A 25,516-nucleotide genomic window follows, 5' to 3' on the forward strand; every position below is an offset into this window, starting at 1 on the left:
AGCCCGGCCCCACCGCAGCCGGCGTCGCGAGCGAGCGAACCGCTGCGCCTACTACCACCGTGATCACACCCACGCCCAGGCACGCCCCTGCAGCAGGAGGGCCCAGCCCAACACACAGCTCCGGGCCACCCGCTCGGCCGTCGACGCCACCAGGCCAGAGGCGCGGACCGTCGGCACCAATGCCGAAGTCGGCTCCGATCCGCGTGATCATCCCGGCGATCGGGGTGGACTCGGGTCTTGTGCGTCTCGGCCTCAACCGCAACGGCACCCTGCAGGTACCACGGAACGGATTCCCGGCCGGTTGGTTCACCGGTGCTCCCACGCCCGGCGAGAAGGGTCCGGCCATCATCGCCGGTCATGTCCACTGGGCCGGCCGGGCCGGAGTCTTCGCCAGGCTGGCGCGGCTCGAGCGGGGCGACACGATCACGGTGACGCGGCAAGACCGCTCCACCGCGCTGTTCCGGGTGAGCCGGGTGCAGCAGTATCCGAAGGCCACCTTCCCCAGCGCCGCGGTGTACGGCGATATCGACCACCCCGGGCTGCGGCTGATCACCTGCGGCGGACTCGACACCGTGTCGGCGAAGTACGAGGCCAACCTGGTGGTCTTCGCCGACCTGAGCAAGTAGCGCACCCAGCTCCGTCTGGTGGAGTCGTCGGAAGCCAGATCCATCGCCGCGCGACCAGGCCGAGCCGCGCCTCGACGAGGTGCGACGGGACACGACAGCCAGACATCCCGTCGAGGCGTACGCATCGACGGGGCTCACAACGCCGGAGGGGGCGCTAAGAAAGCGTCAAGATGCGACGGGTGGGCGTCAAGACGGCGTCAAGAGCGGGCCCTTCAGGTATCGGGCAACGGTTGGCTGGTGGCGTGAAGGTGCTGGAGCTGCCGAAACGATTCCTGGTCGGGCGACCGCTGCGCAGTGAGCGGTTGGGCGATACGTTGCTGCCCAAGAGGCTTGCGCTGCCGGTGTTCTGCAGCGACCCGCTGTCCTCGAACGCGTACGCGACCGAGGAGATCCTGCTCATGCTGAGCCTTGGTGGGCTGACGCTGCTCCATCTGACGCCCTGGCTGGCTGCCGTGGTCATCGCGTTGCTGATCGTGGTCGTCGCGTCGTACCGGCAGACCTGCTACGCCTACCCGAACGGCGGCGGTGCCTACGCGGTCAGCCGGGCCAATCTCGGGCGCAATGCTTCGCTGGTCGCCGCCAGTGCGCTGCTGGTGGACTACGTGCTGACGGTCGCGGTCTCGGTGGCCGCCGGCGTGCAGAACATCGTGTCCGCGGTTCCGGCGCTCGGTCCGCATGCGGTGCTGGTGTCGATCGGGATGATCGCGCTGCTTGCGGTGATGAACCTGCGCGGCGTGAAGGAGTCCGGTACGGCGTTCGCGATCCCGACGTACGGGTTCATCGCGGTGGTGCTGGCAATGATCGCGGTCGGGCTGGTCAAGGTCGTCATTGGTGACCCGCCGCGGGCGGAGTCGGCGCCGTACGGGATCACTCAGGCGTCGCACGCGACCGGGCTGGTGGCCGTACTGATCGGGATGCGTGCCTTCGCCTCGGGCTGTACGGCACTTACCGGAGTCGAAGCCGTGAGCAACGGTGTGCCGAACTTCAAGCCGCCGAAGAGCAAGAACGCGGCCGGCACGCTCGCGATCATGGGGTCGATCACGATCGCGATGTTCGCCGGGATCACCGCACTGGCGATTGTTTCGCAGGTACACGTGGCCGCCGATCCGGCCCGGCTGACCGGTACACCGGCGGGGTACGACCAGCGCACGGTGATCGCACAGGTAGCCGGTTCGGTCTTCGGCGGCTATCACTCGATCGGGTTCTTCGCCGTGCAGGCGTTCACCGCGGCGATCCTGATCCTGGCCGCGAACACGGCGTTCAACGGCTTCCCGATCCTCGCGTCGTTGCTCGGCCACGACGGATTCCTGCCTCGGCAGTTCTCCCGGCGTGGTGACCGGCTGGTGTTCAGCAACGGCATCCTGATCCTGTCCGGGTTGGCTTGCCTGCTGATCTGGTTGTTCGACGCCAGTACGACGCGACTCATCCAGCTGTACATCATCGGGGTGTTCGTGTCGTTCACTCTGAGCCAGGCCGGCATGGTCGTGCACTGGACCCGGTTGTTGCGCGGGGACGTGCTGTCACCGAGCCGAACGCACCTGCAGCGGTCGCGCGCGATCAATGCGCTCGGAGCGGTCTTCACCGCAGTGATCCTGGTCGTGGTACTGATCACGAAGTTCACCCACGGCGCGTGGATCGTGGTGCTGGCAATGCCCGGGCTGTTCCTGTTGATGAAGGGGATCCGGCGGCACTACGACCGCGTGGAGGTAGAGCTCCGCCCCACCCCTGGAGGTACGACGCTACCGCCGCGAGTCTTCGCGATCGTCCTGGTGTCGAAGCTGCACACCCCGACCCTGCGCGCGTTGGCGTATGCCCGGGCGACCCGCCCGACCACGCTGACGGCGGTGACCGTCAGCACTGACCTCGCCGCGTCTGATGCGTTGCTGCAGGAGTGGAGTGACCGGGACATCCCGGTGCCGTTGAAGGTGCTGCACTCCCCGTACCGCGATGTGACCGGGCCGGTCCTGGAGTACGTCAAGGATGTTCGCCGGACAAGCCCTCGTGACCTGGTCGCGGTGTTCATTCCGGAGTACGTCGTGGGGCATTGGTGGGAGGCACTGCTCCACAATCAGAGCGCACTGCGATTGAAGGCCAGACTGCTGTTCCAGCCCGGGGTCATGGTCATCAACGTGCCGTGGCAGCTGGGTTCCGCGGAGGGGCTCGAGTCCAGGCGCGTGGAGACGGCGGCGGAAGACGACCTCCCGTCCGTGCATGTCTGAGTCTCCGCCGTCCTCGTACGACGCTGTCTCGTATGCGCTGTCTCGTACGGCGCTGTGCAACAGTTGATCCGTGGTGGAGAACGACGTGCCTGCGTCACCGTCCCCCGAGCGGCAGGAGGCGCGCCACTCCCGTCTCAGGAGGCGCGTTTGGGCAGGACTGGGCCTCGTGGTGGCGGGGCTGCCGGCCTTGACGGTCGCGCTGCTCCCGATCCGCGACAGCCTGGCACTTGAGAGCGTTCTCCTGCTCTACCTGCTCGCCGTGGTTCTGATCGCCGTGACCGGCGGTCTGCTGCCCGGGGTCACGGCCGCGTTCGCGGCAGTCGTGCTGGCCAACTTCTTCTTCACCACGCCGTACCACACGCTGGTGGTCGACCAGCAGGACAGCATCATCGCGTTGTTCGTCTTCGTCCTGGTCGCGGTGACGGTCAGTGTCACTGTCGAAGTGGCCACGCGCTACCGGCTCGCGGCGGTACGGAGCCGGAGCGAGACGGAGGTGCTGTCCCGCCTGACGACCGAGCCCGTGTCGGGTGATTCGCTGATGGCGGTGCTGGAGGAGGTGCGCGAATCGTTCGGGATGGAGTCCGTCGCGTTGATGGAACGTCACGGTGACATCGATCAGGTAGCCGCGTTCGCCGGACGGCCCTTGCACGGCAACGCGGTCATCTCGGTCCCGGCCCGCGACGGCCTACGACTGGTTGCCGAGGGCCCCGAGCTCTTCGCGGAGGACCGGAAGCTGCTGACCCGGCTGGCCTCGGCGGCCGCACGGGCCTGGGAGGGGCAGCAGCTCGCCGGCGAGGCAGCGCAGGCGCGGCAGCTGGCCGAGATCGACCGGCTACGCGCAGCGTTGCTGGCCGCCGTCGGTCACGATCTCAGAACACCGCTGGCCGGCATCAAGGCGGCCGTGTCCAGCCTCCGCCAGCAAGACGTGACCTGGAGCCCGGCCGAGCACGACGAACTGCTGGAGACCATCGAGGAGTCGGCGGATCGCCTCGACGACCTGATCGCGAACCTGCTGGCGATGAGCCGGTTGCAGGCCGGTGCGCTGTCGGTCGACGTACGCCGGATCGTGCTCCAGGAGGTCGTCGCCAAGGCGCTGGTCGGTGTCCCGGCCGACGTCGTCGTTGTCGACGTACCTGACGACCTGCCGCTCGTTCTCGCCGACCCGGGACTCCTCGAGCGCGCGATCGCCAATCTGGTCGACAACGCGTGCCGGTTCACACCCAGCGGTGTGCCGGTCCTGGTCAGAGCCTGGGCAGACGATGTCGCGCATCTCAGCGTGGCTGATTCCGGACCAGGCGTTCCGGCGGCGGACTGGGAGCGGATGTTCACGCCGTTCCAGCGGCTCGGCGATCAGCGGCCCGACACCGGGGTCGGTCTCGGCCTGGCGATCGCCCGCGGCTTCAGCGAGGCAATCGGAGGATCGCTCAACCCGTCATCGACCCCCGGCGGAGGCCTGACCATGACGATCCAGCTGCCGTTGACGGGCGATTGATGCCATGAGCAAGGTTCTGATCGTCGACGACGACCGGCAGTTACTGCGTGCGCTGGCCATCAACCTGCGCGCTCGCCAGTACGACGTCGAGACCGCGGCCGACGGCACCGCGGCGCTCGAAGCCGCGAGGCGCCGGCCGCCGGACCTTGTGATCCTCGACCTCGGCCTGCCCGACATGAACGGCGTCGAGGTGGTGTACGGACTGCGCGGCTGGTTCTCGGCCCCGATCATCATCCTGTCCGCCCGCGAGGCCCAGGCCGACAAGGTCGAGGCGCTCGACGCCGGGGCGGACGACTACGTCACGAAACCCTTCGGCATGGACGAACTGCTCGCCCGCGTCCGCGCCGCACTTCGCCGTACGACGCCCACCACCGGCGGAGTCGTGACCGTACAGACCGACGCCTTCACCATCGACCTCGCCGCGAAGCAGGTCACCACGACCGACGGGCCCGTGCGGCTGACACCCACCGAATGGAGCCTCCTCGAGGTTCTCGTCCGCAACACCGGCAAGCTGGTCAGCCAGAAGCAACTGCTCCAGGAGGTGTGGGGCCCCACCTACGAGGCCGAGACGAACTATCTCCGCGTCTACATGGCCCAACTCCGCCGCAAGCTCGAACTCGACCCGTCCCGCCCCGAACACCTGATCACCGAACCGGGCATCGGCTACCGCTTCCAGCCCTAGCCAAGCCTGGGAACGAGGTTGCGTGGCTGACGCCCGCGGTCGACTTGACCTTGACGCAGCGTCAACCCTCCATCCTGTGTGGCAAGCCCTTCCTCGGTGACGGGAACGGCTCCACGAAGGAGACAGATGATGACGACGTTGATCGAGAAGAACCGGCAAAGCGCCGGTCCGGCGATCCGTGTGCGGGGCCTGGAGAAGTCGTACGGGAAGCTGGAGGTCCTGCGTGGCGTCGACTTCGACGTGGCGCGAGGCAGCATCTTCGCGTTGCTCGGGTCCAACGGCGCCGGCAAGACCACCACCATCAGGATTCTCGCCACCCTCCTGAAGGCCGACGCGGGGACCGCGGCCGTCAACGGCTTCGATGTCACCACGCAGGGCGGGCAGGTGCGCGGCTCCATCAGCCTGACCGGACAGTTCGCCGCGGTCGACGAGATCCTCAGCGGTCGGGAGAACCTCATACTCGTAGCCAAGCTGCGGCACCTCGAGGACCCGGCCGCGATCGCGGACAGCCTGCTGGATCGTTTCTCGCTGACCGACGCGGCCACCCGCAGGGTGTCGACGTACTCCGGTGGCATGCGCCGCCGGTTGGACATTGCGATGAGCTTGATCGGGGATTCGCCGGTGATCTTCCTGGACGAGCCGACCGCGGGTCTCGACCCGGAGGCGCGGATCGAGGTCTGGCAGATGGTCAAGGAGCTCGCCGGCTCCGGTACGACGGTGTTGCTCACCACGCAGTACCTCGACGAGGCCGAGCAACTCGCGGACCGGATCGCGATCCTGCACCAGGGCCGGATCATCGCCAACGGCACGCTGGCCGAACTCAAACAGCTCTTCCCACCCGCCGAGGTCGAGTACGTCGAGAAGCAGCCCACGCTCGAGGAGATCTTCCTGGCCATCATCGGAGACCGCCGATGAACACGTACTTCCTCAGCGACACGCTCGCCCTGACCGTCCGGACGTTGCGCCACATCACCCGCAGCCTGGACACGATCATCACGACCGTACTCACCCCGGTCGCGCTGATGCTGATGTTCGTGTACGTGTTCGGCGGGGCGATCTCCACCGGATCGAAGTACATCAACTTCATGCTGCCCGGCATTCTGCTGATCACGATCGCGTCCGGCATCTCCTACACCGCATTCCGCCTTTTCATGGACCTGAAGAGCGGGATTCTCGAGCGCTTCCAGTCCATGCCGATCGCCCGGTCGGGCCTGCTGTGGGCCCATGTCGTCACGTCGATGGTCGCCAACCTGATCGCGCTGGTGATCGTCGTCGGTGTCGCTCTGCTCATGGGCTTCCGCTCGAGCGCAGGTGTCCTGGCCTGGCTCGCGGTCACCGGCATCCTGCTCCTGTCGACACTGGCGTTGACCTGGCTCGCCGTGATCCCCGGACTCACTGCGGGATCGGTGGAGAGCGCGGGCGCCTTCGCCTACCCGCTCATCTTTCTGCCGTTCGTGAGTTCGGCGTTCGTGCCCACGGAAACCATGCCCGGCCCGGTGCGGTGGTTCGCCGAGCACCAGCCGGTCACATCGATCGTCGACACGATCCGTGCCTTGTTCGCCGAGCAGCCGGTCGGCAACGCCATCTGGACAGCGCTGGCGTGGTGCGTCGGCGTGCTCGTCGCGGCGTACGTCCTGGCGATGGTCGCGTATCGCCGGAAGTCCGCCTGAGGCAGGCTTGGACGCATGCTCACTATCAGCCAGCTGGCGACGTACGCCGGTGTGACGGTGCGGGCCGTGCGGCATTATCACAAGATCGCGCTGCTGCCGGAGCCCGCGCGCGACCGGTCCGGGTACCGGTCGTACGACTCGGCTGCCGTCGTACGGCTGATCCGGATCCGCACCCTGACGGACGCCGGTGTACCGCTGGCCCGAGTACAGAAGCTCCTCGACGCCGCGCCGCAGGAGTTCGAGGACGGCGTACACGACATCGACAAGGAGCTGCGCGCGGAGATCCGGCGGTTGGAGGCCAGCCGCCGACGGCTCGCCAGGCTGGCGGCCGGCGAACAGCTGGCGCTCCCCCAGAGTGTCATCGACTACCTGGACCGGCTGCGCCGTCACGGCGTCAGCGAGCGCTACCTCGAGATGGAGCGCGACGCGTGGATCATGATCGCCGCGCAGGTACCGGACCTGATCGACACCGTGATCGCCGCGAAGCACGAGCAGCTGGAGGATCCCGATGCGCAGAAGCTCTACAGCCTGGTGAGCGAGGCCGTCGACAATCAGGGTGACGAGGCCTTGCTCGTCGAGATCGCCGACATCCTGGAACGCCTGTACATCCGCGCCGCCGAAGCCGGTCAGCTGGGCGACGAGCCCTTCGACGACCAACTCGTCAAACTGCTGGACGCCGTCATGCTCGAGTCCGCACCCGAAGCAGCGCGGCTACTCGCGATCATGGAGAAACGCGGCTGGAAGGGCTGGACCCGCATCGAGCAAGTGCCCCCACCCGGGCAGCGCCAGTTCGGATCGCGGACCGCGCCGGCAGGTTGACCCTCAGTTAGCTTGCCGAAGGCAACCGTTTCAGGCACTGTGGTGAGGTGGAGCTGGACCCGGTGCTCACGTTGTACGGGCTGCCGCCCGAGCAGTTCACTGCTGCCCGCAACCAGATCGCGAAGACGCTCCGCGACGCGGGCGACACGCGCGGCAGTGAATCGATACGGGCTCTGCGGAAGCCGACCATCGCAGCATGGTTGGCCAACCGTCTCGTCCGAACGGCGCCGGATCAGATCGCGGAACTGACCGAGTTCGGAGAAGACCTGCGCGAAGCCCATCGTCGCGGTGACCGCATCAGGCTCAAGGTGCTCACCCCTGGCCGACACGAACTGGTCGACCGTCTCGTACAGATCGCGAAGGCGAACGCGGCCGACGATGGACGTTCGATCACCGTGAGCACAGCCGAGCGACTCGCGGCCACCCTGGACGCCGCGCTGGTGGACCCCGGTGCTGCCCAGATGCTGCGCAGCGGACGCCTCAGCAGCGGTCTCCGCCACGTCGGATTCGGCGTCGTCGACGAGACCGGTGCGCCGGTTCCGATTACCGGGGCGATGCGTGACCGGCCGACACCCACGGCGACTGCCGGCAAGACGTCTCCGCGCAAGTCGGGACCGAAGAAGAAGGCGCCCGGCGTGAGGACAAGAAAGCTCCCGCAGGACGAGCTGCTCCGCAGGCAACGCGCGGAGCTGCAGGAGCGGCTGCGAGAGGTCGAGGCCGATTACGAAGCAGCCGAGAACGAGCGAGCGGCTGCCGAGTCCGAACTGGACGCCAACGAGCACCACATCGCCGACATGCAGACCGCGATCGAACGGCTGACCGACGAGCTGGAACAAGCCCGCCGCGAACTACGCCAAGCCCAGAGCCGCACCCGAAAGCTCGAACGCGCACTCACCCACGCCGCGCGATTCGCCGCTGCCGCACGCCGACGCCGCGACGCTCAGCACCAACGCCTCGACGCCTTCAACGCGTGAGGCCACGTCGGGCCGTTGGCTAGCCGGGGCTGGTGTCGTCGAGCGCGGTGGCGGCTTCGTGTCCTGCGTGGCGCACGGTGAAGGCCATGACGATCTGGGAGAAGCCCCGGAACAGCGCCAGGAACCCGACCCAGAACAAGATCAGGAAGGCCCGCTGACCCAGGTTGTACACCCGGTCCGAGCCCGATACCCAGAACGCCAGCAGGACCAGCAGGATCCCGGTGATCAGGCTGAGCCACCAGTAGGGGTTCACCGGTCGCGAGAAGATGGCCTGGACAATGTCGAAGGCGCCGTACAAGAAGAGGACCAGCCCGAGCACCGAGGCAAGCGCGAAGAAGGTGTTGACCGGCCGGATGAAGCCATACAGCGCACCCAGGAAGAAGATGACGGCCAGGATGTAGTGCCAGACCTTCCAGCCGCCGGGGGTCAGGGTCGCCACCCCGACCTCGTTGATCCCGGCCAGGAGGAACACCACCCCCAACAGCACTCCGACGGTGGCGATCGAGGTGCTGTTCAGGCGTAGCACCAGCCAGGCGATCAGCAGCCACAGGACCCCCGAGATCAGGAAGACCCACCAGTAGCGGGCTGCCTCCCGCACGATCATCCGCTCTCCGGTCACCATGTGGATCCCCCTTTGTCCCAGTTCCACCAAGCGAGACCGTCGCTATGCCGGGACGGTATGCCCGCAGAGAGAGCGAATCAAGAGGCCGCGGATCCGTCCGACTGTGCGGCGCGGGACTCGGCGGCTTCCTCGGCGGCGGCTGTCAGTACGGCTTCGCTGAGGGCAACCGCGACGCCGAGCGACTGGACGATCTTCGTGGTGGCCGCCAGCACCCGGGGTGCGCCGACGATGGGTGCGACGGTGACGAGCACCGATTGGGCGGTCTCGAGGGTCAGGCCGGCTTCGGCCGCCGGGCCGATGTTCAGCAGGTAGGACTCGGCGGGTGCGTCGACTGCGACGAGTGCGGCCAATCGCGCCACCATCAGTGTCTGCGGGTCGAGGTCGGACTCGATGAGCGATGCAGTCGTCATCGCGCTCAGAGTGTCGAGGATCGGTGTCGCGGCCTGGTCGTCCATGAGCTGAGCACTCCCTTCCGGGTCGCGGACACGTGACCCGTGGCTGTCGTCATCACGGCCCTTCGATGAGATCGCGGCCACCGGTCAGATACGTCACCCGGAGCGGATGATCCGCGCGGAACTTCACCTCCCGCCGGGCGCAGCCCTCCGGTTCGGGCGGGTTCGACTCCAGCCGGCGCAGAGGAGGCGTGGACACTGGGCCTTGTGGCATCAGAAGACGATGAGCACAAGCGCGGGGCATTCTCGGGACGATTCGCTCGGCGGTTCGGCCGTGTCCGGCTGCCGATCATCGGCCCGTCGTCCCGACAGCGTGACGAGGGGAGGGACGACGATGGCGACACAGTCAGAGAGCCGAGTCACCAACGGGGTCTGCAGCCTGGAGGTGCGCTGGATCTTTCCGGGCCGGCCGGCGGACGCAGTGACCAGATGGTTCGGGCGGTTCCCCGCCGAGGCGAGGTTGGTGGAAGACGTCTACCTGCTCGATCCGTACCTGCCTGGGCTGTCGGTGAAGGTACGCGGGAGCCGGGCGCTGGAGGTGAAGGCGTACGGCGGCAGTCCCGGATTGTTCGAGGTGGCCGGGCGTGCCCGCGGACGCCTGGAGTCTTGGCAGAAGTGGTCGTTTCCGCATGGCCCGCCCGGGTACGGCAGCGGCGATCCGGCCTGTTGGCGACCGGTGCAGAAGAAGCGCTCGATCAGCCGGTTCTCGCAGACCGGGGCGCGTGGTCCGGGACTGGGCCAGGAGCCAGGGTGCGCGGTGGAACTAACCGAGTTCCGTGTTCGCGGCGAGCCCTGGTGGACCCTGGGGTTCGAGGCAACCGGCCCCACTCTTGCACTGCGCAGCGAACTCGAGGGCGCCGCAGCGGCCGTGTTCACCCACCCTTTGCCCGCGGGGGTGGAACTGGGTATAGCCGACTCCCAGTCCTACGCCCAGTGGCTGCGCCTGCGACCCGGTACCGGGTGACCGAAGACGGTCCGGGCCGACCCTGCACGTTCTCGGTCCGGGCCGACCCTGCACGTTCTCGGCCTGGCGACCCGCATGTGCTCCTCTCCAGTCCTCGACGCCGACCCGGCCGAGCCGCACCCATCGCCTAGAACCACCAACCGGGCGGCAGTGGTCGCGGTTGACGCCGACGACGGCGCGGAGCCATCCGTGGAGCGAACTACCCGATACGGAGGAGAAACTCCGGCACCGGAGATAGCTTCCTTGCAACAAATCCCGCCTGAAGACGGCAGATGTGACCGTGACCTCTGCATCGGATCTCCCAACGGAAGTTCGAGGTGGACCGACCCCCCGCTCATGGGCAGTTCGCTGGGACGCTCGGGTCCGGTCTGTTCAGTGGGGGCAGTAGTAGTCGGCCAGGTCGACACCGACCGACGGGTGGGGGCCGCGAACCGTCGAGACATCGCCGTCGGCGTTGAACGAGATCCAGCCCGCATCGAGGAGCAGCGTGCCGCCGTCGGGGGCGATCAGCTGGATCGGCTTGCCCACGACCCGCCAAGAACCGTCTGCGGCGTAGAAGGCCGTCGCGGCGCCCTTTTCCACCGGAAGTCGCGGGTCAGCGGACCTGAAGGTGCGCTCATCGTGAAACACCTGCGACCCGTCCGGATAGGTCATCAGCGACCAGCGCTCGGTGACCGTCGTCTTCGTGGTGATTCCGCACAGGTCGAGGTACAGATCATCGTCGAATGTGTCGTGCACGGTCCCTCGCTCGATCTCGGGACCTTGGGCAGCCGCCGGCGCGGAAGCGGCGAACTGCAGCGCGAAGACGACCGCAGTGCCGAGCGCGAGGATTCGGATCAAGGCGCACCTCCAGGAGACAGGCCCGAAACAGGGCCTCCGAACAGCTGCGACGGAATCAAGGGGCCCTCTTGGGACGAGCGCTCCGCGCGGCTCACTATGTACCGACACGGTCGCGCGTGGTCAGGCCCGGGGCAAGAGACCGGCGTCCCGGCCACGCGGGATATGCCCCGGCTCAGCCGGGACCTTCTTCCCGTGAGGATCGTCTATTTGTCCCAAGAGGACGGTCTCGGGACCGCGCCTCCTGGTCGAGATCAACGCGCAAGCCCAGATCGAGACTCAGATCGGCGTCAGCCGCGAAAGGCACGAATCTGGTGCAGTCACTCCGGAGGCTAGCTCGTACTGTCCCAGCGTGTAGGTGAGGCCGACCAACGTGCTTCGGGACCTGAAGTCGTGGCCGGCCAGGTGGGCGGCGATCAGCGCGTCCGAGGCGACGAAGAGCGCTCCGCCGATAGCGGCGCGACGGTTGTACGAGCTGGCCGTCACCGCGGTCGCCGAGAGCATCGCGGCGTACGTCGCGACCGGGCCCCGGAGACGACCGAGGTCTGGCCACAGCCACGCGACCAAGCCGGCCCCGCCGGCAGCGTAGACCGCGAGTGCCCGCCGGGACACCCGGGCCTGCCCACGGAGGAACAGGATCGTGTAACACGTGTGCGCTGCGCCGTACGCCACCATCCCAGGCATCAGCAGCTGCTGTTCCATCAGCGAATCACCGACTGCGGAGAGCAGCAACGCGCCGACAAGTGGACGCGGGCCGCCCTGACGATAGGACCGCATCGCAAGCGCCGGCATCATCGCGCTCTTCGAGACGACGCGCAGGCCTCTCCCTTTGGTGAGATGGCCCAGCGCGTGCGCGACCGCGCAGCCCCAGTACGCCGACGCCCAAGTCCTCGAGCTGCTGCTCACCGGATCAGCCCCCGAGCCACCGCTCACGACCCGCCGCGGATCGCCACCGGCAGCAAGCTGCACCTCTGGCGTTTGTTCATCGGCTTCCACACCACCTTCCTGGTGCAGCATTGGCTCGGTGTCGAGGGCATGCCTCGCCGGTCCGCCGACTACAGTCCGCGCGGGGAGTTCACGGTCCTGCATCAGGTGTTCTGGGTCGGTGAGCTCATCCGCGGGATCTCCAGCCTGCCGCTCTTCCACAACCTGTACAAGTGCCGGAAGTCGCCGCGCGTCGAGATTGACGACCCAGGGGATCTCCGCGGCTTGGATTGCGCCACTCTGGACGGCCCGTCACAGAGCGTGCATCCTGGTCCACGGGAACAACGTTGGGGGGACTATGGCGGGTGTGTATTGCCGCTGGGAACGGCAGCGCTATCAGGAGTCGGACTTTGAGCTGGGCACGGGCGGGGTTCTCGTACACATCGACAGCGTTCCATTGCACACCGTGACAGGCAGACTCGTCGACAGCGGCGAACTCGAGGCCGACGTCGCCGAGCCGAACGATTCGGATGGATAAGGCTCGGCCCGGCCGACTGATGCGAGCACGCTACGGGCTCAACTCGTCGTTGCCGATGCCTCGGAACAAGGACGAGAAAGCTGCTGTCTTCGCCGCCCGGATCACGCTCGCGACCCAGCGGGACGAGTCGGCGCGAGCCGCCGACCAATCGAGGCTCGAAGCTGCATTGAGTGAACTGGCCGCCGCAGAAGCCGCCGACAGAGCTGAGGCAAAGGCCGAGCTGGATGCGGATCGCGCATCGTCGGCTGCCTTCAACGATGCGGTGATGACAGTTGCCAAGGGCGGCATCGATCGTGCGCGGGCAAGTTCCGAGTTCGTGCAGAAGGCTGCTACGGCGATCTTCGCGCTCTACACCGGAGCGCTGACACTCGCCTTCTCCGTAACGAACAACCCGTTGCCTGCTCGCGGCATCCTTCCCAGCTTGTTCCTGGGGTTCGCGGTGCTGCTTGCAACGGCGTATCTCGCCTTCCTGACCAAGGGCGACCGGGTGAAGGACCCTGCCGACGCATCGGGCACACTGCAGGCCCAGTTGAACCGCAGCCGAACCTTCGTGCAATGGACCAACACCAGCGTGCTCAATCGCGCGCCCCTGCTCCGTTGTGCAGTGGTTGCCCTGGGCATCGGAGTCGTGTCACTGCCCGCTCCGTTCCTTACGCCACCCAGTCACCACGCCGTCGCCGACGTGGTCTGCGCGGCCGACCAGCAGAAAGATCCGACGACGGGAGCGTGCCTGGCCGCCTGGCCGACGATCCCGACGGGCAACGCGGCAGATGCCACACTGCGGCAGAAGCTGTTCGAGGCACAACTTGCCGAGGTGACGGCGAGCCGAGCCGCAGCCCGGACCGGGGCAACAGCCCCACCTGATGACACGGGCTGGGTCGTCGGGACTGCCGTGGTCGGCGTTCTACTCATCTTCCTGCCCTTGATCCTGGCCGGCCTGCGCAGAGCCGGGCCGAAGATCAAGGACTCGGCTTCATCGGGCTTCCTCGGAAGCCTCGCCAGCCTCACCGGCTTGAACACTCTCTTCAAGACGGGCTGACTCGACCGCGCCGCTGGGCGCGATCAGGCCAATCCCCCTCAGGACGCTGTCTCCGGCGTCGCCGGTAGCGTGGCGACCACGCGGCCGAGGTCCTGTTCCGCGCCGGTCGGTGTCTGGAGGCCGTTGTCGAACAGCGCCTTCGCGCGGACGGCGTTCTCCGGGCGGGCCGACGTACGGAAGAAGGCGGCCAGGCCGGGGCCGAACTCGTCGTCGGGTGGCAGCGTGGCGACGTCCAGAAGGGCCTTGGTACTGGCGACTGCGTCCTTGTCGAAGCCCGCGATCCGCCGGGCGAACGCGTCGACGTACCCGGCCAGCCCGACGTCGGGCAGGACGCGGTTGACGTAGCCGTAGCGTTCGGCGACGGCTGCCGGGATGTCATCGCCGCCGAACAGGATCTCAGCGGCCCGACCGCGGCCGACCAACCGACCGAGGCGTGCCATCGGGCCGCCACCCGGGACAGCACCGACGCCTACCTCGAACTGCCCCAGGACGGCCCGATCACCGGCGAACCGGATATCGGTCGCGAGCACGAACTCGCTTCCCGCGCCCCGCGCCCGGCCGCGGATCGACGAGATCGTCACCGCCGGGACCTTGCTCAGCCGGATCAGGTTGTCGACGTACGGGTGCAGGCCGGTCGGCCCAGGCTGCATCGCGGCGACCCGGGCCTTGTCGGCCGTGAAATCCCAGTGCGCCATGAAGTACTCGGGGTTCGCGCTGTCGAACACGACCACGGTGACGGTCGGCGACTGCTCGATCCGGGTCACCAGAGCCGCCAGCTCGTCGACCGAGTCCGGATCGAGCAGGTTCACCGGGCCGTTCTCGAAGGTCACCCGCCAGTACGACGGGGACATCTCGTCGACCACGAACTGACTCTTGGCTGCATCTCCACTGGCCATCTCGCCTCCTCGAGCCTTCATCATGCGACGCACTCTTGTGACTTGCACTAGCCAGCGCCACGACCCCGAGGAAAGTACGCCGAGGCCGGTACTGCGTGCCCATTCTTGCCAAATCCCGGCGTTGCTGGCGAAAAAGGGCAACTCGTTTACATCGGTCCCCCGGCGCTGATCAGATTCGGTCACTCCAGACCACCGAGAGGACACCATGCGTTCTTCTGCCCGTCGGCTGCTCGTGCCGGGCGCCGCGTTTCTCCTGGTCGTCGGTCTCGCCACTCCGACGAGGGCCGGCGCCGAACCTCCTCCCCCATCGCTCCCCACCGCCGGCGGCGCGGCCGCGGCAGGAGGGACACCTCTCGACCTCACGCTCATCACCGGCGACAAGGTCACGGTCGCGCCCGGTCCCGGCCGGGCCGTGTCGGTGCAGGCCGTCGAACGCGCTCCGCGGTCGACCGGACCGGTACGGGTCAGCGTCGAGAACGGCGACACGTTCGTCTACCCCGGCGTCGCGATGCCGTACCTGGCGACCGGGCAGCTCGACAAGCAGCTGTTTAACGTCAGCGAGCTGGTGGCCCAGGGGTACGACAACGCCCGGAGCAAGGACCTGCCGCTGGTCGTCACCGGCTCGCCCGGCGTGGCCGCCAAGACCGCGCGCCGCTCGGCGCTGCCGGGCACGACCACCACACTCGCCCTGCCGTCGGTCGACGGCGCGGCCGTCAAGGCCGAGAAGGCCGAAGCGCCCGCGCTCTGGTCGGCGCTGACCGGGCAGAGCGGTCTGCGGGCGAAGGCGAGCGCCGCCGCGGCGCCCTCGTTCGCGGCGGGGATCGGCAAGGTCTGGCTCGACACCAAGGCGCAAACGATGCTCGCGGACACCACCGCACAGATCGGCGCGCCCGCGGCGTGGGCGGCGGGCGAGACCGGCAAGGGCGTGCGGGTCGCGGTGCTGGACTCCGGTGTGGACCTCGGGCACCCGGACCTGGCACCGCGGATCGTGGCGACCAAGAGCTTCGTGGCCGGTGAGGATGTCGTCGACCGCAACGGTCACGGCACGCACACCGCGTCGACCGTCGCCGGTACCGGCGCGGCCTCGGACGGCAAAGAGCGTGGCGTCGCACCGGACGCCGATCTGATCGTGGGCAAGGTGCTCGGCGACAGCGGCTCCGGCCCGATCTCCGGCATCATCGCCGGGATGGAGTGGGCGACGCGGACCGAGCACGCCAAGGTGATCAACATGAGCCTGGGTACGGCGGCCTGGCACACCCAGGACGATCCGCTGAGTCAGGCCGTGAACGAGCTGAGCGCCGAGACCGGTGCGCTGTTCGTGATCGCCGCGGGCAACTCGGGGAGCATCCCGTACAGCGTCAGCTCACCGGGTACCGCGGACGCCGCCCTGACCGTTGGCGCGGTGGACAGTTCGGACCAGCTGGCCGACTTCTCCAGCGTCGGGCCGCGGCTGATGGACGACGGCCTCAAGCCCGATCTGACGGCACCCGGCGTCGACGTCCTGGCCGCGCGGTCGCAGTACACGAACGACGGCGGCGAGGGCTACTACCGGACCGACAGCGGTACGTCGATGGCGGCTCCGCACGTCGCCGGCGCGGCCGTCCTGCTCGCCGCGCAGCACCCGGACTGGACCGGGCAGCAGCTCAAGGACGCGCTGATGAGCACCAGCAAGCTGACGCCCGCGTACACGCCGTACCAGGCGGGGACCGGACGCGTCGACGTCGCGGCCGCCTCGCTGCACGGCCAGATCATCGCCAGCGGATCGGTCGACGCCGGGCTCGTCCCGTGGTCGCCCAAGCCGACCCGGACGCCGGTCACGCGCCAGATCAGCTACCGCAACACCACGGACAAGCCGCTCACGCTGCAGCTGTCCACCGACCATGCCGGGATCTTCCGTCTCGCCGCGACCCAGGTGACAGTGCCCGCGAACGGCACAGCCGCGGTCGGCTTCACGGCGGACCCGAACGGACTGGCTCCCGGCCAGTACGCCGCCCAGGTCCTCGCGAGTTCTTCGACCGGCACCGTGCACACGGCCGTCGGGCTGGCCGTCGAGCCCAAAAAGTACACACTCACCGTCCACCTGAAGGACCAGACCGGCAAGCCGGTCAGCGGCGAGGTCGAGGTCACCGGCGCGGACGGGAAGTCGACGATGTTGTGGGCAACGGACGGCGAGCTCACCAGCCGGTGGGCGCCCGGCTCGTACACGATCGTCTCGACCCTGGACGTGCCCGGCAGCAACGGCCCGCACTCGCTCGGCCTGGCCTTCCTGACCGCGCCCGAGGTCGACCTCACCGCGGACCGGGACGTCGTCCTGGACGCATCGCGGAGCCGTCCGATCAAGGTCGACACGCCCAAGCCGACGACCGTCACCACGAGCAGGTTCGACCTCTTCCGGTCCTTCACCTCGGCGCAACCGACCCCCGACGACAGGTCGGCGCTGCACGAGATCTTCATGCCGCCGCCGGACTACGACAGCTTCTGGGCGCTGCCGACCAAGAACAAGGTCCGCACCGGCAGCTTCGTGCTGACCACGCGGTTCCGGGCCGAACAGACGCCGCTGACGATCAGCTACGACGGCCGCAGCCTCGACGACTCGTTGCTCGTTCAGCCCGGCTCCCCGGCGTTCCGCGCCGGCACGACGCACGTCACGGCCGTCTTCGCCGGCACCGGCACTCCCGCCGAGTACGCCGCACTGGACGCGCGCGGCAAAGCGGTCGTCGTCCGCAACAGCATCGACGTACCGCCCGCGGACCGCGCCGCCGCGGCGCACGCTGCCGGCGCGGCCATGCTGCTCGTGGTCAACGACGGCATCGGCCGCTACAACGACTGGTACGGCGGAACCGACGGCCAGACCCTCGGCCCGATCCCGACGGCGTCGCTCACCCTCGACGACGGCGAGGCCTTGATCAAGAAGCTCACCACGCACAGGACCGAGCTGACCGTCGCGGCCAACCCGGTGCCGTCGTACCTGTACGACCTGGTCGACTACCACCAGGGCAAGGTCCCGGACGACCCGTCCGCGGCCACGGACCCCGGCAGTCTGGCCAGGATCGAGAACGACTTCGCTCCCCCGAACGGGCAGCAGGTCCTGGAGAGCCGCGAGGACAGCCCGGCGTACGAGTACTTCCCGGCCGCCTTCCCGTACGCCGTCTTCGGGTCGATCCGGGTACCGCGGTTCCCGGCGAAGCCCGCGGTGGGGCACCGGACGGACTGGGTGTCGGCGGGCGCGAAGTGGCAGCAGTACGCCGCGATCAACGGCTGGGCGACGTTCACAGACATCACGAGCTACCAGCCGCGCAGCGTGCAGAGCCAGCGGTGGTTCGGTCCGATCGTGCGGCCGCGGATGCTCGAGTTCGAGCTCCCGCACCGGGTCGGCAACGCGATGGGCGGCATGATCGCCGGGTTCGGTGACGGCGGGTCCGCGCACAGCGGCGACTCGATGATGACGCGCAGCTTCGCGCTGTACCAGGGCGAGGAGAAGCTGGTCGGGAACGGCCCGCGGCCGGACTTCGGCGTGGGCGACCTGGCGCCGGAGAAGCGGCCGTACCGGTTGGTGGCCGACACCGCCGGGAACGCCGAGCTGACGCCGTACTCGACGACCACGCACACCGAGTGGACCTTCACATCCGGGGAGGCGGAGAACCAGCCGCTGCCGCTGGCCCAGCTCGACTACGGGGTGGACGTCGACGCGGCAGGACGGGCGAAACGGAACTCTGTCTTCGCCGTCAAGCCGGTGGTGCTGGGCAGCAGTGCCCGGCAGGACGCGGTGGTCTCGGTCGGGCTGGAGGTCTCGTACGACGACGGGGCAACTTGGCAACGGCTGCAACTGAAGGAGAGCAAGGGCAGCTGGGAGACCCGGCTGCAGGCGCCGCCGCGGGCCGGGCAGGTCTCGGTGCGCGTCACAGCCAAGCAGCGCAACGGCGGCGGCATCACCCAGACAATCATCCGAGCCTTCGGCCTCAGATAGTCCAAGGCGGGCGGCCGGTGTACTCCGGTCGCCCGCCTACCGTAGGGCTGCGCGTACCGGCCTGGGTCATCCTGGCTCTTCAGGTGCCGCCGGTGGCGTTTGATTTCGGGTGCAGGATCGGGACGCCTCGCTCGGTCATGGACGCGACGGTGTACTCGCTGGCATGCCAGATGCGTACTGCGCCGCCCACGAGTTGCTCGAGCTCGTCATGGGTGAGTTGCCGCCACCGCGGACGCCCGTACGGCTTCTCGAACCTGACAGCTTGGATTACGCCGGACTCCGAATAAGGACCACGAAACTCGCCCGGCGGAGAGACCTGCACCCACTGGACCGAGTCGTGCGCCGCGCCGGCGAGCAGTTCCGCGGCCACGACGGCTGCGACCTCTTCAACGACGTTGGTGATCGACTGAGAGTGGTTGTCGCCCATATCGCCTATCACCACGACCGGTAGCTCGCCGGAGGGTCTGAACACACGGATGTGGAACCGGCTCTCGTTGACCATGCCCAGCATCCGCCACGCCATGACCACCTCCGTGTCCAGGGTCCGGCCGTCGCATTGGCTGGCTCCCGGTACTGCGATGGGCGTGTGCTGCAGGTACGAGACCTGCCCTGACAGATCCTCCAGCTTCGCGGCGACCTCACCGAGCAGTCCCGCGATCGTCTCAGCCGTCTCTCGGTGACAGGCAGCAAGTGCGGGCTGATTCGGGACGTCCTTGGTACCTGCTGGCGGCAGAGCAACGACGCTGCCGTGGTCGAGTTTGTCGAGCACGGGTCCGGTGGCGTATCTGACGAGGTCGGCCAGCCGTTCGCTGACCCGGGAAGCCTCGTGGAGGGCGGTGGCGGCGTCGACCGGCCAGCCCCGGTCGACGCCGCCCGACGAGAGCTCGCTGATGCTGGTCAGCTGGTCCAGCCGGGCCGCGGCGTGACGCAGTTCTTCGCCGGCGTCGGGCTTGGCGCCGTACTGCTGATCACGGCTGACTGGGTCACCGCCGGCGCGCGCTGAGGCGTCCGTGCACAGCACGTATCTGAGCTCGTTGCTGACCAGCTCCCTCAACTGCAGCCCGAGCGTGGGTTCCTCGTGGCGGGGATCCCGCAGTACCAAGTCAACGACAGCCATCCCGGCACCGCCCTGGTCGAAGCTATCGACCCACGCTCTAACGGCGAGACAGGCCTCACGTATGTACTCGTTCACGATCCCCCGCTCTCGATCCCACCTTGGACAACTCCTTGGCACGACCAGGGAGACCGCACAGTTGGTTCAGTGCCGTCGGGTGGCGGAGTTCTTACCTCGGTGCCGTCGAGACGGTGCTCAGGCGATCTGCTGTTCCGGCAGGTAGCCGGCGTCGGCCAGCGCGATCCGCAGCTTGCGGCGGGCGTCGAACATCATCTTGTAGATCGCGTTGTGGGTCGCACCGAGCTGATCGGCGAGTACGTCGGTGGACATCCCGTTCAGCACCAGCGCGACGAAAACCATCCGCTGCTTCGCGGTCAGCTTCTCGTCGACGGCTCGGTGTACGGCATTCATCAGATCCCAGCTTTCGGCATGCGACTCCGGTTCGATACCGAGCCGGGCCGGTAGGCGCTCCCAGTCTTCGTCGTCGAACGCGACATCGGCCCGCTGCCAGAAGTGCCGGTTGACCTTGCCAGCCACGTCCAAGATCACGAACTTGTACGCCCAGGTGGTGAACTTGCAGTCCCCGCGGAAGGTCTTGACCTTGCCGCAGATCGCCAGCAGGGCGTCCGCGGCAGCGTGATGCGCGATGTCGTCCAGCTCCGGGCCGACGAGTCGCAGCCTCGCTGCCCGCCGCCCGACTTCTGCCCTCGCGGCCCGCAGGAGAACCTCGTACAAACGCTGGCTGGCAAGCTCACGCCGGGCCCCATCGCTACTCAGGTCACGAACCCATACACGGTTCTCCCGAGCCACCTCTGAAGCGACGACCCGCACGGGCGGCAACGACTCGGAACATTGGCTCTTCATGGATCTCTGACCATCAGCGCAACGTAGTGAGCACAGGTCGGACACGTCTGTGTCGACCGATGAGACAACAGGGCGACGGCCGAGCCGACGCTTTCGGCATGAGGCCGGCCGACACCGGATCATCGCGCAGCGATCGGCGCGGATCCTCACAATGCCGGCGGGCTGCGACGCCACGCGCACCACTGCACAACTTCACGAAGAGGTCGGCTGCGGCAAAGTCCGGGAACGCGAGCGCAGTCAAGTTGGCCTGCGCCTTGGTGAGACTCTGTTTGCTCATGGATTACCTCCAGGCTCGGGAGCCGCCCGGTGTGGAACGGTTCCGGCGGTGGGCGTTAGAGCGATCAAAGCGCGGCGACGACGAACTTCCGTCTCACTGTGAGATAAGGGCCCACCCCCGCTCGGGTTCGCCCGACTCAGCAGTGTGAAGGGCGCGGATGGGTGATGGCCGTGCCCGCGCATCAGGTCTGCGGGGCTGGCTGGTGCGCGTCCGTCGGCCGGTAGGAGAGGCGGATCGCAGTACTGACCGGATCAGATGTATTCGGCCGGGGTGATCTCGAAGAGCTTGAGCTTGCGGTAGATCGACGCCCGCGAGATCCCGAGGGACGTGGCTGCCACGTCCTTGTGACCCTCGGCGGCACGCAGCGACTGCACAATGGCCCCTCGCTCGAGCCACTCCATGGGAGTAAGCCGGCGGCGCAGCCCGCGGCCGAAGCGAGCCGGCAGGTCGGAAATGTCGAGCTTGTGGAGATCGGTGGCGCGCAGCATCTCGGCTAGCAGGTCGTTGAGCTCGGTCACGTTCCCTGGCCAGCGTTCGTGCTGGAGCCTGGTCATCAACTGGTCGGTGACCGCCAAGGAACGCGTTCCGGGCTGCCGGGCGAGCAGCACCGCGACGATCGCCGGCAGATCCTCGAGCCGATCCCGCAGCGGCGGTACCAGCACGGTCGGAATGCCGGTGGTGCCCAGTTCGGGCGTGATCGGGTCGCCCTCATTGACACGGACTGTCAGTGCCAGCCAGCCGGCGTCGGTGACCGCTCGTACTTCGCTGCACAGCCGGCCGAGTGCGTCGGCCGTCAGGCGCTCGCCGTGCTTGACCACGACCGGCGACCCTACGTGGAGCGCTTCGCCGACGTCGGCGATCAACCGGTCGAGATCCTCCGGCCCGGCATTCCGGACCGCGTCACGAATGACGACCATCTTGTCCGCGGCATGCAGTTGCAGCGCCGCCTCCACCAAGGCTGCCTTGCCGACCCCGGGCTCGCCGATCACCGCGACCGGGTCGCGTTGCGCGCAATGCCGGCTCACCCTTCGGGCCGCATCCAGCATCGCCGGGGTGCCGGCGGCGAATCGGGAGAACATGCCTGCTACCGGTCGCCTCAGGGCGGGCGGCCGGTGCGTCGTACCGGACGGAAAGGCGAGCGCGCCGACAAGCTCGTTGCCGCGGCGCACCGCCCGGAGCCGGAGCATCGTCTCCGTGCCGTCGGACATGGTCAGCGGCGTTTCCGCGGCGTCCGCCCGCCCGAGGGCGTCCCGCACCATGGTCCATGTGTCACAGTGCTCGACCGCGCCCAGCACCCGCGCCGCCTCCGGCGTCGACATCCAGACGCTGTCGCCGATCGCGAGCACAGCGGATCCGGACCGCCGCGAGGCACCGAGGTACTCGTCCAGCAGCATCCGCTCGCCCTGTCCGCCGAGTTCGGCCAGCCGTGCCTCGACCACCGCCACCGCCTGTCGTACCAGCGCCGCGAGGGCCGGGTTGGCGCACGCGGCCCAGGTGGTGACATCCAGCACGCCGACGAATCGGTGGCTGAACGGGTCACGGACCGGGACGCCGAAACAGGCGAAGTCCTGCAGTCGCTCGGAGAAGTGCTCGTGTCCGCGAACCGCATACGCACCCCGGCCCTCGAGGGCGCTGCCGATGCCGTTGGTCCCGACCTGGTGCTCGGCGTAGCTGAACCCTGGCGCGAGTAGCACCGAGTCGAGCCGGCGCTCGAGCTCAGCGTCCCCGGAACGGCGAACCAGTACCCGCCCGCGACTGTCGGCCAGGATCGCCGAGACCGGGCTGCCGGCCACGTCCTGCGCGACCCCGTCGATGACGGAGCTTGCCGCCCTGGCCAGACGTGAGGCGAGGTTGACGTTCTCGACGTACGACGTGGTCACATCCCTGGCGTCGACACCGCCGTCGGACGAGCGGCGCCACGAGGCGAGGATCTCCGCGCTCGGCCCCTCGATCTCCTCGATCCGCCCACCGGTCAGCAGCCGCTCCCTGGCGCGGAGCAGCATCGCGTCCCAGTCGTCCGTCATCGCCGGAACCTCACCGCCTCTCAAGGTGAGACGCGGACCACACTGCCTGGCCACTTTACTCCCATGAAGACGCGATCTCGCCAGCTGCCGGCCGACAGAAAGGGCAACGATGACCGTCGATCTCTCCCCCGGGACCTCGCTGTCAGCCGTGGCTGGCTACGGGTCGGCGCCGAGCCGCGAGATCCTGAACAGCACCGCTGACGAGCCAGTCACGACCATGGCCTCCCCGATGGGCTCGGTCCGGTGAACGATCACGACCACGGCTACTACCGGCGCCTGGACGAGACCTGCAGTTACTGTGCCGACACCCACCCGACCGAGCCCGACATCCCAATGCAGGTCTTCGACCACGCGACCGGCTCCTGGATCGTCGAGTCAGACCTGAGCGAGGCAGCATGACGCGCCATCCCGGATGCGGTACGTCGTTGTCGAAACTGTTGCTCTCGGCAACGCTTTCCTGCACTCGGTCATCCGCCGCAAGTACTCGGCACGCAGTACGTTGCTCCCGGCCGGATCAACACCAATGTGGTCGGCTACGCGCTGTGGCCGGTCTCGACGGCCAAGGCCGGCGGCTTCTTCTTCGTGGTCTTCGGCATCACCGCGCCGATGCAGATCAACCCAGTCTGGCTGTGCGCCCGTGCAAGCAGACTGGGGTACGGCTTTGGGTCAGGCGGTGGTGCGGCGCGGGAGGACCCAGTTCGGGCGTACGAAGTGGCAGGTGTAACCAGCTGGGTAGTTGAGCAGGTAGTCCTGGTGCTCGGGTTCGGCCTCCCAGAACGGGCCTGCGGGCTCGATCGTCGTCACGGCCTTGGCCGGCCAGAGGCCTGACGCATCGACGTCGGCGATCGTCTCGCGGGCGACTTTTTCCTGCTCGGGAGAGAGCGGGAAGATCGCCGAGCGGTAGCTCGTGCCGACATCGTTGCCCTGGCGGTTCACGGTCGAGGGGTCGTGGATCTGGAAGAAGAACGCCAGAATGTCACGGTAGGTCGTCTGTTCCGGGTCGAAGACGATCTCGACCGCTTCGGCGTGCCCTGGGTGATTGCGGTACGTCGCGTGGTCGTTCTGGCCACCCGTGTATCCAACCCGCGTCTCGAGTACGCCGGGCTGACGGCGGATGAGATCCTCCATACCCCAGAAGCACCCGCCCGCGAGGACGGCTGTCTCAGTGCCGGGCCTGCGAGTGATCTGTCCGGTGTCGTGAATCCCGCTGGTCATGATGCATGCTCCTCCGTGCTCGTGGTGTCAGCCGCCTCGAACAGCGACTGGTACTCACCGTAGCCCTGCGCCGCGAGCTCGGCGGCCGGGATGAACCGCAGCGCCGCGGAGTTCAGCGGGTCAGGGGCCGGCTTCCCTGTAGATAAACGGTTAGTGGTTGGACAGAGGCGGATCTTACGTCGTGCATCGATACGATCCCGCGCCGTACTCCGGTCGCTTGCGTAGTAAGACGTCGAGGGTGTGGCGCCGCCAACGCATACAGGCTGAAAAAGCCACGTCAGCGAAGATTAGATAGCAGGAGGTGCCGAGTGAGAGCGATTGTGGTCACGGAACAGGCCGCGGGAACGGCCGGGATGACGCTGCGAGAGTGTCCTGAACCGACGCCGGCGATCAATGACGTCGTCGTGGAGGTTCGTGCGTCGGGCTGGGTCCCGACCGAGGTGGAGTGGCCTTCGACCTGGACCGATCGTGCCAACCGTGCCCGGACGCCGTCGGTCCTCGGGCACGAGCTGGCCGGTGTGATCACCGCCCTCGGCTACGGCACGACGGGGCTGTCCGTGGGACAGCGGGTGTTCGGCCTCGCCGACTGGCATCGCGACGGCACCCTGGCGGACTACGTCGCGATCGAGGCACGCAATCTCGCGCCGCTGCCGGGCGACGTCGACTTCACGGTAGGTGCGAGCCTGCCGATTTCAGGGCTGACCGCGTGGCAGGGACTGTTCCAGCACGGCCGCCTTCAATCGGGCCAGAGCGTCCTCGCCCACGGTGCGGCCGGCGCAGTCGGAACGATGGTGACCCAGCTCGCACGCGAAGCCGGCGCCTACGTCATCGGCACCGGACGCGCCGCCGACCGTGAGAAGGCGCTCGACTTCGGCGCCCACGAGTTCGTCGACCTCGCCAACGACTCGCTGGAAGACGTCGGACCAGTGGACCTGGTGTTCGATGTCATCGGCGGCCACATCCAGAAGAGCTCCGCGGCCTTGATCAAGACCGGAGGCACGCTGGTGTCGATCGTGGGCCCGGTCGAGTCGCGACCCGCGGACGGCCTGTCGGTCGACTTCGTCGTCGAGGCCGATCGCGCGCAACTGAACGAGATCGTCCAGCGGGTGCGCGACGGCCGGCTGCGGACGAACATCGGCACCGTGGCCGATCTCGACGACGCGGTCACAGCTCTCAATCCCACCGACCGCATCAAGGGAAAGACGATCATCCAGGTACGCCGGTAAGACCACGCCGGTGCTGAAGGACGGCCGTCCGACGCCGTTCTTCAGCGCTCCGGGGCTTCACGCGAAGTTATGCAG

At 67.9% G+C, this 25,516-nt stretch carries 24 protein-coding genes; 14 read left to right on the forward strand and 10 right to left on the reverse strand.

Annotation, left to right across the window (positions count from 1 at the left end; genetic code table 11):
• The first annotated feature begins 179 nt into the window (after positions 1-179).
• The 8 genes from EV653_RS11110 to EV653_RS11145 all read left to right on the forward strand — a co-directional run bounded on the left by EV653_RS11110 (position 180) and on the right by EV653_RS11145 (position 8,482).
• The gene (locus tag EV653_RS11110) at positions 180-626 is read left to right on the forward strand and encodes a class F sortase (protein WP_134101122.1); all 447 of its coding nucleotides are present in this window, start codon (positions 180-182) and stop codon (positions 624-626) included.
• 242 nt (positions 627-868) lie between these two features.
• A complete protein-coding gene (locus EV653_RS11115) occupies positions 869-2,845 on the forward strand; it encodes an APC family permease (protein ID WP_238159676.1) in 1,977 nt (658 codons plus the stop codon).
• 169 nt (positions 2,846-3,014) lie between these two features.
• Positions 3,015-4,337, forward strand: coding sequence for a sensor histidine kinase (locus EV653_RS11120; protein ID WP_166679347.1), 1,323 nt, complete (start codon positions 3,015-3,017; stop codon positions 4,335-4,337).
• A gap of 4 nt (positions 4,338-4,341) precedes the next feature.
• Positions 4,342-5,019: a response regulator gene (locus tag EV653_RS11125; protein ID WP_134101134.1), complete on the forward strand. Its 678-nt coding sequence runs from the start codon at positions 4,342-4,344 to the stop codon at positions 5,017-5,019.
• Between the two features lie 129 nt (positions 5,020-5,148).
• Positions 5,149-5,934, forward strand: a complete 786-nt coding sequence (locus EV653_RS11130; RefSeq protein WP_134101137.1) for an ABC transporter ATP-binding protein — start codon at positions 5,149-5,151, stop codon at positions 5,932-5,934.
• Complete coding sequence (locus EV653_RS11135; protein WP_134101141.1) at positions 5,931-6,689, forward strand: ABC transporter permease; 759 nt, start codon at positions 5,931-5,933, stop codon at positions 6,687-6,689. The genes EV653_RS11130 and EV653_RS11135 overlap by 4 nt, the downstream gene beginning before the upstream one ends.
• 15 nt (positions 6,690-6,704) lie before the next feature.
• The gene (locus EV653_RS11140) at positions 6,705-7,508 is read left to right on the forward strand and encodes a helix-turn-helix domain-containing protein (RefSeq protein ID WP_134101144.1); all 804 of its coding nucleotides are present in this window, start codon (positions 6,705-6,707) and stop codon (positions 7,506-7,508) included.
• Between the two features lie 47 nt (positions 7,509-7,555).
• Positions 7,556-8,482 (forward strand): hypothetical protein, encoded by a 927-nt coding sequence (locus EV653_RS11145; protein ID WP_134101148.1) that lies wholly within the window; start codon positions 7,556-7,558, stop codon positions 8,480-8,482.
• Between the two features lie 19 nt (positions 8,483-8,501).
• Here the strand turns inward: EV653_RS11145 and EV653_RS11150 are convergent, their stop codons facing one another.
• The 3 genes from EV653_RS11150 to EV653_RS41075 all read right to left on the reverse strand — a co-directional run bounded on the left by EV653_RS11150 (position 8,502) and on the right by EV653_RS41075 (position 9,770).
• Positions 8,502-9,104: an HdeD family acid-resistance protein gene (locus EV653_RS11150; protein WP_134101151.1), complete on the reverse strand. Its 603-nt coding sequence runs from the start codon at positions 9,102-9,104 to the stop codon at positions 8,502-8,504.
• 77 nt (positions 9,105-9,181) lie between these two features.
• Positions 9,182-9,559 carry a carboxymuconolactone decarboxylase gene (locus EV653_RS11155; protein WP_134101154.1) on the reverse strand — a complete coding sequence of 126 codons (378 nt, stop codon included), beginning with the start codon at positions 9,557-9,559 and terminating at the stop codon, positions 9,182-9,184.
• Between the two features lie 52 nt (positions 9,560-9,611).
• A complete protein-coding gene (locus EV653_RS41075; RefSeq protein ID WP_166679348.1) occupies positions 9,612-9,770 on the reverse strand; it encodes a hypothetical protein in 159 nt (52 codons plus the stop codon).
• A gap of 120 nt (positions 9,771-9,890) precedes the next feature.
• Here EV653_RS41075 and EV653_RS11160 point away from each other — a divergent pair, with 120 nt between their 5' ends.
• Positions 9,891-10,520, forward strand: a complete 630-nt coding sequence (locus EV653_RS11160) for a hypothetical protein (protein WP_134101158.1) — start codon at positions 9,891-9,893, stop codon at positions 10,518-10,520.
• A gap of 372 nt (positions 10,521-10,892) precedes the next feature.
• Here the strand turns inward: EV653_RS11160 and EV653_RS11165 are convergent, their stop codons facing one another.
• Both EV653_RS11165 and EV653_RS11170 read right to left on the reverse strand, forming a co-directional pair.
• Positions 10,893-11,360, reverse strand: a complete 468-nt coding sequence (locus EV653_RS11165; protein WP_134101161.1) for a hypothetical protein — start codon at positions 11,358-11,360, stop codon at positions 10,893-10,895.
• Positions 11,361-11,636: 276 nt separating this feature from the next.
• A complete protein-coding gene (locus tag EV653_RS11170; protein ID WP_238159677.1) occupies positions 11,637-12,263 on the reverse strand; it encodes a lysoplasmalogenase in 627 nt (208 codons plus the stop codon).
• Here EV653_RS11170 and EV653_RS42695 point away from each other — a divergent pair.
• Together EV653_RS42695 and EV653_RS11180 are read left to right on the forward strand one after the other, a co-directional pair.
• The gene (locus tag EV653_RS42695; protein ID WP_134101170.1) at positions 12,195-12,695 is read left to right on the forward strand and encodes a cbb3-type cytochrome c oxidase subunit I; all 501 of its coding nucleotides are present in this window, start codon (positions 12,195-12,197) and stop codon (positions 12,693-12,695) included. The two genes, EV653_RS11170 and EV653_RS42695, sit on opposite strands and share 69 nt — an antisense overlap.
• A 116-nt stretch (positions 12,696-12,811) precedes the next feature.
• Entirely contained in the window at positions 12,812-13,858 is a 1,047-nt protein-coding gene (locus tag EV653_RS11180; protein WP_134101172.1) for a hypothetical protein, read from the forward strand.
• Positions 13,859-13,896: 38 nt separating this feature from the next.
• Here EV653_RS11180 and EV653_RS11185 read toward each other — a convergent pair whose 3' ends face one another.
• Positions 13,897-14,754 carry an enoyl-CoA hydratase/isomerase family protein gene (locus EV653_RS11185; protein ID WP_134101174.1) on the reverse strand — a complete coding sequence of 286 codons (858 nt, stop codon included), beginning with the start codon at positions 14,752-14,754 and terminating at the stop codon, positions 13,897-13,899.
• A 205-nt stretch (positions 14,755-14,959) separates the two neighbouring features.
• On the opposite strand from EV653_RS11185, the gene EV653_RS11190 reads away from it, so the two are divergent.
• Positions 14,960-18,721 carry a S8 family serine peptidase gene (locus EV653_RS11190; RefSeq protein WP_134101177.1) on the forward strand — a complete coding sequence of 1,254 codons (3,762 nt, stop codon included), beginning with the start codon at positions 14,960-14,962 and terminating at the stop codon, positions 18,719-18,721.
• A 79-nt stretch (positions 18,722-18,800) separates the two neighbouring features.
• On the opposite strand, the gene EV653_RS11195 is transcribed toward EV653_RS11190, so the two are convergent.
• The 3 genes from EV653_RS11195 to EV653_RS11205 form a co-directional block, all read right to left on the reverse strand.
• Positions 18,801-19,838, reverse strand: coding sequence for a hypothetical protein (locus EV653_RS11195; RefSeq protein ID WP_134101180.1), 1,038 nt, complete (start codon positions 19,836-19,838; stop codon positions 18,801-18,803).
• Between the two features lie 192 nt (positions 19,839-20,030).
• Positions 20,031-20,570 carry a sigma-70 family RNA polymerase sigma factor gene (locus EV653_RS11200; protein WP_202871541.1) on the reverse strand — a complete coding sequence of 180 codons (540 nt, stop codon included), beginning with the start codon at positions 20,568-20,570 and terminating at the stop codon, positions 20,031-20,033.
• A 657-nt stretch (positions 20,571-21,227) separates the two neighbouring features.
• Positions 21,228-23,000 carry a sigma-54-dependent Fis family transcriptional regulator gene (locus EV653_RS11205; RefSeq protein ID WP_134101183.1) on the reverse strand — a complete coding sequence of 591 codons (1,773 nt, stop codon included), beginning with the start codon at positions 22,998-23,000 and terminating at the stop codon, positions 21,228-21,230.
• A gap of 243 nt (positions 23,001-23,243) precedes the next feature.
• Between EV653_RS11205 and EV653_RS41080 the strand changes: the two genes are divergently transcribed.
• On the forward strand, positions 23,244-23,399 hold the full coding sequence (locus tag EV653_RS41080; protein WP_166679350.1) for a hypothetical protein: 156 nt from the start codon (positions 23,244-23,246) through the stop codon (positions 23,397-23,399).
• 267 nt (positions 23,400-23,666) lie between these two features.
• On the opposite strand, the gene msrA is transcribed toward EV653_RS41080, so the two are convergent.
• Positions 23,667-24,215 (reverse strand): peptide-methionine (S)-S-oxide reductase MsrA, encoded by a 549-nt coding sequence (gene msrA, locus EV653_RS11210; RefSeq protein ID WP_134101186.1) that lies wholly within the window; start codon positions 24,213-24,215, stop codon positions 23,667-23,669.
• A gap of 308 nt (positions 24,216-24,523) precedes the next feature.
• Between msrA and EV653_RS11220 the strand changes: the two genes are divergently transcribed.
• A complete protein-coding gene (locus EV653_RS11220; protein ID WP_134101188.1) occupies positions 24,524-25,441 on the forward strand; it encodes an NADP-dependent oxidoreductase in 918 nt (305 codons plus the stop codon).
• Positions 25,442-25,516 lie beyond the last annotated feature (75 nt).

Source organism: Kribbella pratensis, assembly GCF_004365355.1.
Taxonomy (GTDB): Bacteria; Actinomycetota; Actinomycetes; order Propionibacteriales; family Kribbellaceae; genus Kribbella.